The sequence below is a fragment of the Azospirillum sp. A1-3 genome (genome assembly GCF_023806445.1).
Classification (GTDB): domain Bacteria; phylum Pseudomonadota; class Alphaproteobacteria; order Azospirillales; family Azospirillaceae; genus Azospirillum.
Genome location: NZ_JAMSLU010000003.1, coordinates 381,373 through 394,094, shown reverse-complemented (window position 1 = coordinate 394,094; position 12,722 = coordinate 381,373). Strand labels below are relative to the sequence as shown.

Genomic DNA, 12,722 nt, shown 5'->3' with positions numbered 1-12,722 from the left:
TTTTCCGGGATAGGAAAGGTCAGCGGGTCGTGCTGCCGGTGCCCGGGCGGGAACCGCCCGCCGAACCGCCCATGGAGCCCGACGGCTGCTGCGTGCCGACAGGGCCGTCCGAGCCGGTGCCCATGGAGCCGCTGTTGCCCAGGCTGTTACCGCCCGTGCCGCTGGTCGAGCTGGAAGAGCCCGATCCGGTCATCGACCCGCTGCCCGTGGACGACCCGCTGGTGGATGACCCGTTGGTCGCGCCGCTGTTGCTGTCGACGCCGCCCATGCTGCCGCAACCCAGCTGGTTGTTGGAGGTGCAGGGCGGGTTGGTCTGGTTGGCGTTGGTGCTTGGACCGGCGCTGGTCGCGGCGGGGCTGCCGGAGATGGAACCGCTGCTGTCGGCGAAGGCCGGGGCGGCCATCAGGGCGAGAGCGGCGGCGGTGCCGATCATCAGGCTCTTCATGACGATTCCTTTCGCTGTGCATGCCCGTCGACGCCGGTCTGTCGGCGGCCGGGCTGCCGTGGTCCGGGGAGCATCGAAATCTTGCGCGGGGCCATCTTGCGCGGGGCCCAATCCGTCCCCGCTTTCCAGCCCACCAACAGCGGCGGTCCGCAATGGTTGCGCCGTCATCTTTCGCGGCCTGCGATGCCCGAGCGATGCCACACCGGACCGCCGGTATCGCGCGCGGCGCAAAAAAGAGAACGCCCGCCGAAGGGCGGGCGTTCTCAGGGGACGAAGCGCCAGGGGGGCCGGTCAGGCCGTGCGTGCCTTCGACAAGTTGGCGGCGCTCAGGCTGGCGGTGGTGGCGACGGAGCCGTGGAAGATTTCCAGCGCGGCCGGCGTGGAAGACGGCCGCAGGCCACCCAGGATTTCACCCGCCGCGCCGACGGCCTGCACCAGCGCGTCCGGCATCACCGGCTTGCGCAGCAGGCCCATGGCGAATTCGCGGGCTTCGGCCGCGTGGTGGTCGAAACCGGTCATCAGCAATGACGGAACGCCGTTTTCCTCCCACAGCCGGCGGGCGAGCACCAGACCGTTCTCCCCACCGGCGAGATTGACGTCGACCAGCGCCAGGTCGGGACATTCGCGGGCACCGACCCGCGCGGCCTTCACGGCATCGCGCAGCGGTCCAACCACGGTATAGCCCGCATTTTCCAGAACGGCCTTCACGGCCGGACCGATCAGCGGATCGTCCTCGACGACAAGCAACTTCAAGACGGCATGCTCCCTTGATCGACGGTGCGGGCTTATAGCCCGTCCCGTCCGGTTTTCGAAGCGGGTTCGGCTTCGATCAACTGAACCGCCCATGTTTGTCGCGGTTCCGCTCCGTTCAAGAGGTCTAAGGGGTACTCCCTTGCGGGTATGCCGCCTCACTGAACGTCCGGCTTGGAAACATACACCATTGCAGCGTGTTTTACCCGGACGCGAGAGAGGAAAAATGCAATGACTTTCGTTGAATTGACCGATACGTCCGGGGACTCCGTTCTGGTGAATCCAATCGCGGTTGCATATCTGCGGGCGACCGCGGATGGCGGCACCGAACTCCATTTCGCCGGCCGGGCGGAGCCGCTGCGGCTGCCGGGCGCGCCGTCCGACGTCGCCCGCACCCTGGAAAACGCGGCACCCACCCCGCCCGATCCTACCCTGTCGTTGCTGGCCTGACGACAAGCTCAGCCGTGGCATTGTCGTTAGCGGGGGTAGCTTGGCGCACGCTTCTCGAAGAAGGCGGTGATGCCCTCCGCCGCCTCCGCCCCATGCAGGGCCTCGACGAAGAAGGCGGCCTCGCGGTCGAGCTGATCGTCGGGCGCGCCGAAGCCACTCTCAATCAGCCGCTTGGCCCGGCCGATGGCGAGCGTCGGCCCCTCGGCCAGCCGCTCCGCCCAGGCCAGGGCTTCGGCCAGCGCGGTGCCGGGCGCCACCACCCGGTTGACGATGGCGAGCTGGGCCAGCCGGGCCGCGCCGACCTTGCCGCCCTCGAACATGATCTCGGCCGCGAGCTGCGGCGTCGCGGCACGGGCGAGGAAGGCCGACGCGCCGCCGTCCGGGTTCAGCCCGACCTTCACATAGGCCAGCGTGAACACCGCATCCTCCGCCGCGACGATCAGGTCGCAGCCGAGCGCGACGGAGAAGCCGGCTCCGGCGGCGGCCCCTTCGACGGCGGCGATCACCGGCTTCGGGCAGGCGCGCATGGCGCGGGTCCAGCCATGGAAGCGCTCCAGGCTGGCGCGGGTCACCTCCGGATCGGCCTTGGCGTTGCCGAGCAGCCGGCCAAGGTTGCCGCCGGAACAGAAGCTGCCGTTGGCACCGGTCAGCACGATGGCGCCCACCCCCGGATCCTTGGCGGCCTGGGCCAGCGCATCGCGGGCGGCGGCCATCATCTCCGGCCCCAGCGCGTTCTTGGTGGCGGCGTCGTCCATCGTCAGCACCATCACGCGACCCTGGCGCGCGATGGTCAATTGTCCGCTCATAGCTCGGTCCCCTCCCGGTTTTCGCTGCCCGGCCGGTATTTGAACATGCCTTCCGACGTGGCGATCAGGGTGCCGGTGTCGCCATGGCGGAGTTCCGCCGCCACCCCGACGATCTTGCGCCCGCCGCCACGCAGCCGGCCGGTGGCGACCAGCGTACCGGTGCGCGCCTGCCCCAGGAAGCTGGTCGAGAGCGACAGCGTCACCACCCGCCGCACCCGGTTGGGGAAGGGACAGTATGTTGCCGAGAATCCGGAAACCGTGTCCAAAAGCGTCGTCATGACCCCGCCATGCACGACGCCGGCCCGGTTCAGGTGACGCTCGTCAATGGCCATTGTGAGTTCCGCCGCCCCCTCTTCCCAGCGACTCAAGGCGTAGCCCAGCAGGCGTTGGAAACCGGATTCCGGCTCCCCGTTCAGCAGATCGTCCATACCCTGTTCGTCCATCCCCTGCCCCATCACGCGGCTGTTTCGTGTGCGAAGTAAAGCGCGTGCAGGCGTTCCAGGTCCACCCGGTCGCCGCGTTCGGACAGCACCACCTTCCCCGACTGCATCAGATAGACATGGTCGGCGATCTTCAGCGCGCGGCTGGTGTTCTGCTCCACCAGCAGGATGGTCAGCCCCTCCGCCCGCAGCCGGGCCAGGATGCGGAAGATCTCGTCCACCACCACGGGGGCGAGGCCCAGCGACGGCTCGTCGATCAGGCAGACGCGCGGCTGCTCCATCAGGCCGCGGCCGATGGCGAGCATCTGCGCCTCGCCACCCGACAGGGTGCCGGCGATCTGGCCGCGACGCTCCGCCAATCTGGGGAACATGTCCATGACCATCGCCTTGTTGCGCTTCCAGTCCTTGCGGCAGCCGCGCGGGAAGGCGCCCATCATCAGGTTGTCCTCCACCGTCATGTCGGGGAAGATCATCCGGCCTTCCGGAATCATCACCACCCCGTCGGCGACCCGGTCCCAGGTCTTCACCGCCTTGCGGCTCTGCCCGTCGACGCGGATGTCGCCCGAGGTGGCGGGCACCAGCCCCATGATGGCGCGCAGCAGCGTGGTCTTGCCGGCGCCGTTCGGGCCGACGATCACCGTGGTCTTGCTGGTCTCCACCGACAGCGAGACGTCCCACAGCACGTTGATCGCGCCATAGCCGGCCCGGAGCGTCAGGATGTCGAGCGCGTTGGTCATGACGCCTCCGCAAGTGTGGTTTCGCCGGTGTAGCTGCGGATCACCTCCGGGTCGCGGAACACCGCGTCGGGGGAGCCGTCGGCGATGATCTGGCCGAAATTCAGCACCAGCACCCGCGGGCAGAGCGCGGCAATGGTGGCGATGTCATGTTCGATGATGACCATGGCGAGGCGGTAGCGGTCGCGCACCGCCGCCAGCCGTTCCATGAAGGCGCGCTTGCTGCTGGTCTCCAGCCCGGCCAGCACCTCGTCGAGCAGAAGCAGGCTGGGTTCGGTGGCCAGCGCCTTGCCGACCTCCAGCGCCTTGTGTTCGGTCAGCGCCAGTTCGGTCGTGGCATCGCGGTCGGCCTTGTCGCGCAGGTTCAGGATGTCGAGGATCTCGTCAATCCGCTTCGGGTCCTTCTTCCCCGCGCCGAAGCGCTGGGCGACCAGAAGGTTCTCCCGCACCGTGCAGTGGCCGAAGGGGCGCGGGATCTGGAAGCTGCGGCCGATGCCGAGCCGCGCCCGCTTCCATTCCGGCAGCTTCAGCAGCGAGGTGCCGCGGAAGTCGAGCCGGCCGGCGGTCGGCCGCACCACGCCGGAGATGACGTTGAACAGCGTGGTCTTGCCGGCGCCGTTCGGGCCGACCAGACCAATGCTCTCCCCCTCCGCGACGGAGAAGCTGGCGCTCTTCAGCGCCTGCACGCCGCCGAAATTGACCTGGACGCCTTCAAGCGTGAGCATGGCGGCTCTCCTTCACCGTACGGCGGCGCAAGGCCGGCATCAACCCGCCGGGGCTGAACAGGATCATGGCGCAGAGCAGCACGCCCAGGATCATCTGGTGGCCGTGCGGCAGGATCGGCTTGAACAGCAACTGGTCGACCAGATAGATCGCCAGCGCCCCGACCACCGGCCCCCACACCGTGCGGTAGCCGCCGAAGATCGCCGCGGCGATGGGCAGCACGGTCCAGCCGCTGGAAAAGGCGTAATCGGGGTCGAGGAAGCTGATGAAATGGGCGTTGAAGGCGCCAACCACCCCGGTGATGAAGGCCGACAGCACCAACATCGCCGCCTTGAGGTGGGTGCTGGGCACGCCGACGACGCGGGTCGCCACCTCGGTATCATGCATCGCCTTCAGCGCGAGGCCCCAGGTGCTGCGCCGGACGGCGTCATAGGCGAGCGCCGCCAGCACCACGATGGTCAGGATGATCAGGTAGCCGCCCAGCTTCTCGCCGAAATCGAAACCCAGAATGCTGGGAAAGCGCGGGATCGACAGCAGCCCGCCGGCGCCACCGGTGACCGTGGTCATCTCGGTCGCCAGGATCTGGAAGATATGGGCGTAGGCGAGGATGGCGAGGGCGAAATAGGGACCGCGCAGCCGCAGTGCCGGCAGCATGGCGATGGAGGACACCGCCGCCCCCACACCGCCCAGCAGCATGGATGCTACGACCGGCACCCCCAGCTTCATCGCCAGCACGGCGGAGGTGTAGGAGCCCACACCGAAGAAGGCGGCATGTCCGAAGCTGACCATGCCGCCGAGATTGCCCAGCAGCGCCCAGGCCACCGCCACCCCGGCGATGGTCAGCGCCGCGACGATCAGCCCCAGCACATAGGCGTTGCCGCCGAACAGCAGCGGCACGCCGACATAGGCGACGGCGAGTGCCGCGATCAGAAGAAGTCGGTTCATCAGGGAATTGCTCATCGCGCCAGAGCCCTCCCGCCGCCGAACAGGCCCGAGGGCGAGACGAACAGCACGACCAGGAACAGGATCATTCCCGCCAACTCCTGCAGCGAGGCCGACAGATAGGTGACCGTCAGCGATTCGATGACGCCGATCATGATGGCGCCGATCAGCACGCCGGGGATCGATCCCATTCCGGCCAGCACGGTGATGATGAAGGCCTTGACCGTCAGCACATGGCCCAAGGCCGGGAAGACGGTCTTGCCGGTGTAGATGGCGAAGCCGGCGAAGGTGGCGAGCAGGGCGGCGATCAGGAAGGACAGGATCTCGATCTTGCGCGGGTTGACGCCCATCAGCGTCGCCGCCGCCCGGTTCGACGACAGCGCCCGCACCGCCCGGCCCTGCCAGGAATGGTTCAGCCACCACCAGACGCCGGCCATCAGCACCAGCCCGCCGACGAAGGCCGCGACCTCCGCGTTCATCGCGAACAGCGTGTCGGCGATCACCATCGAATCCTGGAACCAGGGGTCGGAGGTCGAATGGATGTCGGCCGCCCAGATCGACAGGATGGCGTTGGTCAGGATGATTCCCAGCCCGAAGGTGAGGATCAGCGAGTTGATCTCGCGGTCCTGGTGGATGCGGCTGAGCAGCGCATAGACGATGGCCGACGCCGTTCCGACGATCACCAGCGCCACCGGGATCGCCATCACCGGGCTGACGCCATAGTTGGTTTCCGCCGCATAGGCGACATAGGCGGCCAGCAGCACCAGCTCGCCATGGGCGAGGTTGATGACCCGCATGGTGCCGAACACCAGAGCCAGACCGACCGCCACGGTCGCGTAATAGCCGCCGGCGAGCAGGCCCGAGAACAGTGCCTGGAGCGTCAGTTCAAGCATGGATTGCGCCCTGTTGGGGGTGGCGGGGTGGGTTGTTGCTCTGCCCCCTCCCCATCCCTCCCCCGCTTCGCGGGAGAGGGGGTAGAATGCTTGCGGGAGTATTTCAAACGGGCGGCGGCAGTCCCCTCTCCCGCGAAGCGGGGGAGGGTTAGGGAGGGGGCATTCGGAGCCAACACCTCCCCTCAACTCACCACGGCACGGCCGGGAAGTTCATCTTTCCGTTGGCGGCGTCCTTCGGCCAGACCAGGACCACCTTGCCGCCCTGGTGCTGGCCCATGCGGTGGGTGAAGTTCAGGTTGTCGCCGTTCTTGTCGAAGGTGACGCGGCCGATCAGCGTGTTGGCGTCGGTCTTACGCAGCTCTTCCGGTAGTCCGCCCTTCCCCAGCGTCCCGGCCTCGTCGGCGCGGACGACGGCGTCGATCAGCAGGCGGGTCTGGACGTAGCCGAACTGGCCGAGATAGTCCGGGTCCTTGTTGAACAGCGTCTTGTAGGTAGCGGCGAACTCAACCGCCTCCGGCTGGGTGAATTCCACCGGATAGGGCAGCATGGAGGTGCCGTAGACATTCTCCATCAGGTCGGGGAATTCCTTGGCCATCTGGGCAGTTGCGAGCGACCAGACCCCGACCATCGCCTTGACCTGCGGCTTCAGCACCTTGGATGCCCGCAGGATACCGACATAGTCGTTCTCGTAGCCGACCATGGCGATGACGTCGGGGCGGTCCTGCAGCTTCACCTTGTTCATCAGCGGTTTGAAGTCGCTGGTGGAGCCGTCGAACTCGTGCATGCCCACCGTCACGCCCTTGGCGGTCAGCGCGGTGTTGACCTGTTTGGCGAGGCTGCTGGTCGCGTCCTTGTTCAGATAGACGATGGAGACCTTCTTGGCGCCCATGTCCTGCAGCAGGCCGATCATGGCCAGAGCATAGCCGTCGGTGTTGTTGATGCGGAAGAAGGTGGGATAGCCGCGCTGGGTCAGTTCCGGCGAGACGCCGCCCGAGGTGATGTAGACCAGCCCGGCCTTCTGCGCCGCTTCCGACGCCGGGCCGATGATGTTGGAGCCGTAGCCGCCGGTGATCGCCACCACCCCTTCGCCCGCCAGCTTCTCCACCGCCGCGACCGCCTTAGCGGGGGAGGTCTCGTCGTCGATGGTCTCGACCTTGAAGCTGTGCTTGCCGGCATAGCTCTTGTTGGCCATGTCGACGGCGACGGCGATGCCCTCATGCATGCCCTGGCCGACGCGGGCGAGGCTGCCGGTCAGCGGCAGTTCGGAGCCCAGCAGGAACTCCTTGGCCTGCGCCGCCCCGGCGCCGAGCGCCACCGACAGGGCCAGTGCGGATACGGTTGCGAGTTTGGCGATCGTCCGGGTCATGCTTTCGTTCCCTCCCATGGGCATTGTTGTTCGGGGCTTTGTTGATTGTGTCAGGCGGCCATCACCTCGGCGGCCAGGGCGCGGAGGCCGCTTTTCAGCAGCTTGCCGGTCGGGCTGGCCGGCAGGGCGTCCATGGCGACGATGCGCGACGGGCGCTTGTAGGGGGCGAGGCGTTCGGCAGCCCAGGCCTTCAACTCGTCCTCGCTGGCGCTGCGGCCGGGGACGAACTGGACAAAGGCCACCACCTCCTCGTTCCCGGCGACGGCGTGGCCGACGACCGCGGCCAGCGTCACCGCCGGGTGGCTGGTCAGCACGCCCTCCACCTCCTCCGGATAGACGTTGAAGCCGGAGCGGATGACGATCTCGCGGATACGGCCGACCACGGCGACGCAGCCGTCAGGCTCCAGCCGGGCGACGTCGCCGGTCTTCAGCCAGCCGTCGTCGGTGACGGCCTGGGACGTCAGCGCCGGCTCGCGGTAGTAGCCGAGCATGACGTTGGGGGCGCGGACCCACAGCTCTCCCGGTTCGCCGTCGGCCACGTCCCGGCCAGTGACATGGTCGACGAAGCGCATCTCCACCAGCGGCAGGGCCGGGCCGATGGAGGTGTCGCTGCGCGGCGCGTCCAGCCGGGTCTGCGTCACGGTCGGCGAGCATTCGGTCAGGCCGTAGCCGTTGTGCAACGGCAGTCCGAAGACCCGCTCCACCGCCTGCTTGAGGTCGAGGTCCAGCACCGAGCCGCCCGAGGACAGGTAGCGCAACGCTGGAGCATTGGGCGTCCGGCCGGTGACGGTGGCGTGCTCCACCAGCTTGGCGTACATGGCTGGAACGCCCTGGAACACGGTCACGCCATCCTGTTCCAACGCCTGCCACACGGCGGCGGGGGCGAAGCGGGGGACCGTGTGCAGGCAGCCGCCGGCATAGAGGGTGCCAAGGCAGGTGGAGGCGAGGCCGAAGACGTGGCTGACCGGCAGCACGCCATAGGTGCGGTCGCTGGGGCCGAGCCCGCGCATCCAGCCCGACACCGAGGCGACGAACAGCAGGCCACGGTGGGACAGCATCACGCCCTTGGGCTTGCCGGTGGTGCCGGAGGTGTAGATCAAGGCGCCGACCTGCCGCTGGTTGCCGGCATGGACCGGTTCCGGATCGGCGTCCAGCAGCGGGCCGACGGCCATCGGCGGCAGGTCGGGGTCGCCGAGAGGCTCGGCGCCATGACGGGCGGCGTGGGCGGCGGCGTCGGGGGATACCGTATCGGTATAGAAGATGCGACGCGGTTGGCAGTGATCGCGGATGGTGTCGATCTCGCGATCCGACAGCCGGGCGTTGACGATGACCGGCCACGCGTCGCACTCGCTGGCCGCCAGGATCAGGGTGACCGCCGCGAGGCTGTTCTCGCAGACGATCATCACCCGGTCGCCGCCGACCACCCCCAGCCGCCGGAGATGCGCGGCGGCGCTGCCGACCGCCTGGGCAAGGCGGCGGTAGCTCCATTCCTGCGTTCCGTCGAACAGGGCGGGGGCGTCCGGCGTCCGTTCCGCCCAGGCGAGCGCGGCGTGGCTGATGCGCGGCGGCAGTGCCGCCACCATCGCGGCGAAATCGGGAACCGGCCGCCCCTCGGTCATGCCGCCTCCCGGATCATGTTGCGGGCGATGACGAGCTGCTGGATCTGGGTGGTGCCCTCATAGATGCGGAACAGGCGGACGTCGCGATAGAAGCGCTCGATCCCGTAATCGGCGATGTAGCCGGCACCGCCATGGATCTGCACCGCCCGGTCGGCGACGCGGCCGACCATCTCGGTGGAGAACATCTTGCAGCAGGCGGCGTCGGTGTTGACGTTCTGCCCGTCGTCGCGACGGCGCGCGGTTTCCACCACCATGCAGCGGGCGGCATAGGCTTCCGCCCGGCTGTCGGCCAGCATCGCCTGGATCAGCTGGAATTCGGCGAGCGGCTGGCCGAACTGCTTGCGCTCCATGGCGTAGGACAGGCTGTCGCGGATCAGCCGCTCGGCCAGACCAACGCAGACGGCGCCAATGTGCAGGCGGCCGCGGTCCAGCACCTTCATCGCCGTCTTGAAGCCCTGCCCTTCCTTGCCGCCCAGGATGGCGCTGGCCGGAACGCGGCAGTCCTCGAAGATGACGTCGCAGGTGTGGGCGCCCTTCTGGCCCATCTTCTTGTCGATGGGGCCGAGCGACAGGCCGGGCGTCCCGGCTTCCACCAGGAAGGCCGACACGCCGCGGGCATCGCGGCTGTCCAGATCGGTGCGGGCGAAAACGGTGAAGAGGCCGGCCTGCGGCGCGTTGGTGATGTAGCGCTTGGTGCCGTTCAGGATGAAATGGTCGCCGTCGCGCCGCGCGGTGGTGCGGAGCGAGCCGGCGTCCGAGCCCGATTCCGGTTCGGTCAGGGCGAAGGCGCCGACGATCTCGCCGGCGGCCAGACGCGGCAGATAGCGCTGCTTCTGCTCCTCCGTCCCGTCGATGACGATGCCCTGCGAGCCGATGCCGTTGTTGGTCCCGATCAGCGAGCGGAAGGCCGGGGAGGTCTGGCCCAGCTGGAAGGCGACCTGCACCTCGTCCGACATCGACAGGCCGAGCCCGCCATATTCCTCCGGGATCGACAGGCCGAACAGGCCCATCTCGCGCATCGCGGCGATCACCTCGGGCGGGATCGCGTCGTCCTCCGCCACCTTATGCTCAAGCGGGACCAGCTTTTCGCGGACGAAGCGCCCCAGCGTGTCCAGCAGTTGATCCAAAACGTCCTTGTCCAAGGCCATGCGTGCTCTCCGTCCGGGGAGAATGATTTCAGGGGAAACCAAGCATCAAGGGGGATTGAGGGGCGCCGCCTCATCTGTTCGTTGGCCACGCTGACAGATGAGACGGAGGCTGTCAACAAAATGAAATTGTATTCCGATATACGAAATTAGATCGACGGATCGAGGGTCTGCCGCGCGTGCGTGCGGGCTTGCCAGCCGGAGCGAAGCGGTTAACCTTTTCGGAAATCAGCGGCCCGGCATCACGGGCTGACGAATGACCGGAGGGTTTGGGATGATCGACCTCTATTTCTGGCCGACGCCGAACGGCCACAAGATCACGATCTTTCTCGAGGAAGCCGGGCTGGACTACCAGTTCAAGCCGGTGAACATCTCCACTGGCGACCAGTTCAAGCCGGAATTCCTCGCCTTCTCGCCGAACAACCGCATGCCGGCGATCATCGACAACGCTCCGGCCGATGGCGGCGAGCCGATCAGTGTCTTCGAATCCGGCGCCATCCTGGTCTATCTGGCCGAGAAGACCGGCAAGTTCCTGCCCAGCGACGTGCGTGGCCGCAAGACGGTTCTCGAATGGCTGTTCTGGCAGGTCGGCGGCCTCGGCCCGATGGCGGGCCAGAACCACCATTTCGTGCAGTACGCGCCGGAACGCATTCCCTACGCCATGGAACGCTATGTCAAGGAGACGGGGCGCCTTTACGGCGTTATGGACAAGCGCCTTGCCGACAACGAGTTCCTGGGCGGGGCGGAGCTGTCCATCGCCGATATGGCGAGCTATCCCTGGATCGTCCCGCATGAACGCCAGCAGCAGGATCTGGACAACTTCCCCAACCTGAAGCGCTGGTTCAACGCGATCAAGGAGCGGCCGGCGGTGGTGCGCGCCTATGAAAAGGGGCAGGCGGTGAACCCGAACCGCACGCCCACGGTGAACGAGGAGAGCAAGAAGATCCTGTTCGGCCAGTCCGCCGATACGGTCAAGCGCTGAGGTCCCCGACAGCCGGCCCGGCATCGACCGCCGGGCCGGCGTATCGGTATAGAAACCGCTTCTTTCGCCTCATCCCTTTGCGCCGCGCATACTTTTGGGGCTCCCCGGCGTAGACGGGACCGTTCCGGGATCCAGCGTGTTGTTTTCGGTAGAGAATATCTTCCGGAGACGCCGCGCCGATGAGCATCTGGCCCCGCCCCGACTCCGCCCGCCCGACCTCCGACGGTCCCGCCATCGAAACGGCGATCGGTCCCGCCACATCTCCCGAAATACGGATTTCCCTGCACCCCCTGCCCTCCATGCCGCAACTGGCGCAGGCATGGACGGATCTGGAGAGTCGCGCCGACTCTTCCTTCTTTCTCTCCTGGACCTGGATCGGCTCCTGGCTGGCGCAAATGCCGGATGGCATCGAGCCGAATTTGCTGGTGGCTCTGCGGGGCGACGAGCCGGTCGGTCTGGCCGTGCTCTGCCCGCGGGCGCGGCGACGGTTCGGGCTGCTGCCCAGCCGCTGCTGGATGCTGCACGAGACCGGCGACCGCAGCTATGACCGCCTGTTCATGGAGTATAACGGCATCCTCGCCGACCGCCGGGTCGCCGACGAGGTGACGGACGCCATGCTGCACTGGCTCGACGAGCGGCTGGCCGCCAACGACGAGCTGGTGCTGGGCGGGCTGACCCTGGCGGCGGAGCGGGCCGCCCGGCGGGTGGCGGCGCGAACCGGTCATACGCTGCAATTGCGCATCGCGGATTCGGCGCAGTGGGTCGACCTCGGCACGGTTCGGGCCGGCGGCGGCGATTTCCGCGGCGGCCTCGGCCGCAACACGCGGGCGGCGGTGAACCGGACGGAGCGACTTTATCGCGCCCGTGGCGCACTGGAACACCGCGTCGCCGCGACGGTGGACGAGGCGATGGAGTATTTCACCGGGCTGGAGGTCCTGCATCAGGCCGGCTGGCAGGCGCGCGGACAGGTGGGCGCCTTCGCCAATCCGGCCTTCCGCCCCTTCCACGAAAGATTGATCGCCGAGGGGATGCCGCGCGGCGCGGTGCGGCTGAGCCGGGTCAGCGTCGGCGGGCGGCCGATCGGTTATCTCTACAACTTCGTCCATCGCAACCGCGTCCTGAATTATCAGGGCGGCTTCGCCTTCGAGGCGGACAACCGGCTGAAGCCGGGGCTGCTGAGCCATGTGCTGGCCATCGAGGATGCGCTGGCCCGCGGCGAGGACTGCTACGACTTCATGTCGACGCCGGCCGGGCACAAGCCGCTGCTTTCCAACGCCGAACAGCCGATGAACTGGCTGACGCTCGGCCCCGACCGGATGAGCCGGCGGATGGAGGCGCATTGCCGCCGGGCGCGCGGGGTGATGGTTGATGCCGTCAAACGGTCGCTGCGCGGCTGGATCGCGCCGGCAAAAGGGATCTGAGAAGGG

14 protein-coding genes are annotated in these 12,722 nt (G+C 67.6%); 3 read left to right on the top strand and 11 right to left on the bottom strand.

What is annotated here, in order from left to right; translation table 11 throughout:
* Nucleotides 1-19: 19 nt before the first annotated feature.
* On the bottom strand, nucleotides 20-445 hold the full coding sequence (locus tag M5E06_RS35595) for a hypothetical protein (RefSeq protein ID WP_286208871.1): 426 nt from the start codon (nucleotides 443-445) through the stop codon (nucleotides 20-22).
* 291 nt (nucleotides 446-736) lie between these two features.
* A complete protein-coding gene (locus M5E06_RS19580) occupies nucleotides 737-1,198 on the bottom strand; it encodes a response regulator (RefSeq protein WP_109154998.1) in 462 nt (153 codons plus the stop codon).
* 228 nt (nucleotides 1,199-1,426) lie between these two features.
* Between M5E06_RS19580 and M5E06_RS19575 the strand changes: the two genes are divergently transcribed.
* Complete coding sequence (locus M5E06_RS19575; RefSeq protein WP_252139632.1) at nucleotides 1,427-1,645, top strand: hypothetical protein; 219 nt, start codon at nucleotides 1,427-1,429, stop codon at nucleotides 1,643-1,645.
* Nucleotides 1,646-1,671: 26 nt separating this feature from the next.
* Here the strand turns inward: M5E06_RS19575 and M5E06_RS19570 are convergent, their stop codons facing one another.
* The 9 genes from M5E06_RS19570 to M5E06_RS19530 form a co-directional block, all read right to left on the bottom strand.
* Nucleotides 1,672-2,451: an oxepin-CoA hydrolase, alternative type gene (locus M5E06_RS19570; RefSeq protein ID WP_252139631.1), complete on the bottom strand. Its 780-nt coding sequence runs from the start codon at nucleotides 2,449-2,451 to the stop codon at nucleotides 1,672-1,674.
* Nucleotides 2,448-2,894: a PaaI family thioesterase gene (locus tag M5E06_RS19565; protein ID WP_252139630.1), complete on the bottom strand. Its 447-nt coding sequence runs from the start codon at nucleotides 2,892-2,894 to the stop codon at nucleotides 2,448-2,450. Before M5E06_RS19565 ends, M5E06_RS19570 begins: the two co-directional genes overlap by 4 nt.
* Nucleotides 2,895-2,905: 11 nt before the next feature.
* Nucleotides 2,906-3,628 carry an ABC transporter ATP-binding protein gene (locus M5E06_RS19560; RefSeq protein WP_252139629.1) on the bottom strand — a complete coding sequence of 241 codons (723 nt, stop codon included), beginning with the start codon at nucleotides 3,626-3,628 and terminating at the stop codon, nucleotides 2,906-2,908.
* The gene (locus M5E06_RS19555; protein ID WP_085083614.1) at nucleotides 3,625-4,350 is read right to left on the bottom strand and encodes an ABC transporter ATP-binding protein; all 726 of its coding nucleotides are present in this window, start codon (nucleotides 4,348-4,350) and stop codon (nucleotides 3,625-3,627) included. Before M5E06_RS19555 ends, M5E06_RS19560 begins: the two co-directional genes overlap by 4 nt.
* Nucleotides 4,337-5,293: a branched-chain amino acid ABC transporter permease gene (locus M5E06_RS19550; protein WP_252139628.1), complete on the bottom strand. Its 957-nt coding sequence runs from the start codon at nucleotides 5,291-5,293 to the stop codon at nucleotides 4,337-4,339. The genes M5E06_RS19555 and M5E06_RS19550 overlap by 14 nt, the downstream gene beginning before the upstream one ends.
* An 11-nt stretch (nucleotides 5,294-5,304) precedes the next feature.
* Nucleotides 5,305-6,183, bottom strand: a complete 879-nt coding sequence (locus M5E06_RS19545; RefSeq protein WP_252139627.1) for a branched-chain amino acid ABC transporter permease — start codon at nucleotides 6,181-6,183, stop codon at nucleotides 5,305-5,307.
* Between the two features lie 187 nt (nucleotides 6,184-6,370).
* A complete protein-coding gene (locus M5E06_RS19540; RefSeq protein WP_252139626.1) occupies nucleotides 6,371-7,549 on the bottom strand; it encodes an ABC transporter substrate-binding protein in 1,179 nt (392 codons plus the stop codon).
* A gap of 50 nt (nucleotides 7,550-7,599) precedes the next feature.
* Nucleotides 7,600-9,168, bottom strand: coding sequence for a class I adenylate-forming enzyme family protein (locus M5E06_RS19535; protein WP_252139625.1), 1,569 nt, complete (start codon nucleotides 9,166-9,168; stop codon nucleotides 7,600-7,602).
* Complete coding sequence (locus M5E06_RS19530; RefSeq protein ID WP_252139624.1) at nucleotides 9,165-10,316, bottom strand: acyl-CoA dehydrogenase family protein; 1,152 nt, start codon at nucleotides 10,314-10,316, stop codon at nucleotides 9,165-9,167. Before M5E06_RS19530 ends, M5E06_RS19535 begins: the two co-directional genes overlap by 4 nt.
* A 271-nt stretch (nucleotides 10,317-10,587) precedes the next feature.
* Between M5E06_RS19530 and M5E06_RS19525 the strand changes: the two genes are divergently transcribed.
* Entirely contained in the window at nucleotides 10,588-11,295 is a 708-nt protein-coding gene (locus M5E06_RS19525) for a glutathione binding-like protein (RefSeq protein ID WP_109156101.1), read from the top strand.
* A 179-nt stretch (nucleotides 11,296-11,474) separates the two neighbouring features.
* A complete protein-coding gene (locus M5E06_RS19520) occupies nucleotides 11,475-12,716 on the top strand; it encodes a GNAT family N-acetyltransferase (protein WP_252139623.1) in 1,242 nt (413 codons plus the stop codon).
* Nucleotides 12,717-12,722 lie beyond the last annotated feature (6 nt).

What these genes read in the sequence shown, in the direction of transcription:
- M5E06_RS35595 (WP_286208871.1), bottom strand. Translation starts at nt 445, where the DNA reads ATGAAGAGCCTGATGATCGGCACCGCCGCCGCTCTCGCCCTGATGGCC.
- M5E06_RS19575 (WP_252139632.1), top strand. Translation starts at nt 1,427, where the DNA reads ATGACTTTCGTTGAATTGACCGATACGTCCGGGGACTCCGTTCTGGTG.
- M5E06_RS19570 (WP_252139631.1), bottom strand. Translation starts at nt 2,451, where the DNA reads ATGAGCGGACAATTGACCATCGCGCGCCAGGGTCGCGTGATGGTGCTG.
- M5E06_RS19565 (WP_252139630.1), bottom strand. Translation starts at nt 2,894, where the DNA reads ATGGACGAACAGGGTATGGACGATCTGCTGAACGGGGAGCCGGAATCC.
- M5E06_RS19560 (WP_252139629.1), bottom strand. Translation starts at nt 3,628, where the DNA reads ATGACCAACGCGCTCGACATCCTGACGCTCCGGGCCGGCTATGGCGCG.
- M5E06_RS19555 (WP_085083614.1), bottom strand. Translation starts at nt 4,350, where the DNA reads ATGCTCACGCTTGAAGGCGTCCAGGTCAATTTCGGCGGCGTGCAGGCG.
- M5E06_RS19550 (WP_252139628.1), bottom strand. Translation starts at nt 5,293, where the DNA reads ATGAACCGACTTCTTCTGATCGCGGCACTCGCCGTCGCCTATGTCGGC.
- M5E06_RS19545 (WP_252139627.1), bottom strand. Translation starts at nt 6,183, where the DNA reads ATGCTTGAACTGACGCTCCAGGCACTGTTCTCGGGCCTGCTCGCCGGC.
- M5E06_RS19540 (WP_252139626.1), bottom strand. Translation starts at nt 7,549, where the DNA reads ATGACCCGGACGATCGCCAAACTCGCAACCGTATCCGCACTGGCCCTG.
- M5E06_RS19535 (WP_252139625.1), bottom strand. Translation starts at nt 9,168, where the DNA reads ATGACCGAGGGGCGGCCGGTTCCCGATTTCGCCGCGATGGTGGCGGCA.
- M5E06_RS19530 (WP_252139624.1), bottom strand. Translation starts at nt 10,316, where the DNA reads ATGGCCTTGGACAAGGACGTTTTGGATCAACTGCTGGACACGCTGGGG.
- M5E06_RS19525 (WP_109156101.1), top strand. Translation starts at nt 10,588, where the DNA reads ATGATCGACCTCTATTTCTGGCCGACGCCGAACGGCCACAAGATCACG.
- M5E06_RS19520 (WP_252139623.1), top strand. Translation starts at nt 11,475, where the DNA reads ATGAGCATCTGGCCCCGCCCCGACTCCGCCCGCCCGACCTCCGACGGT.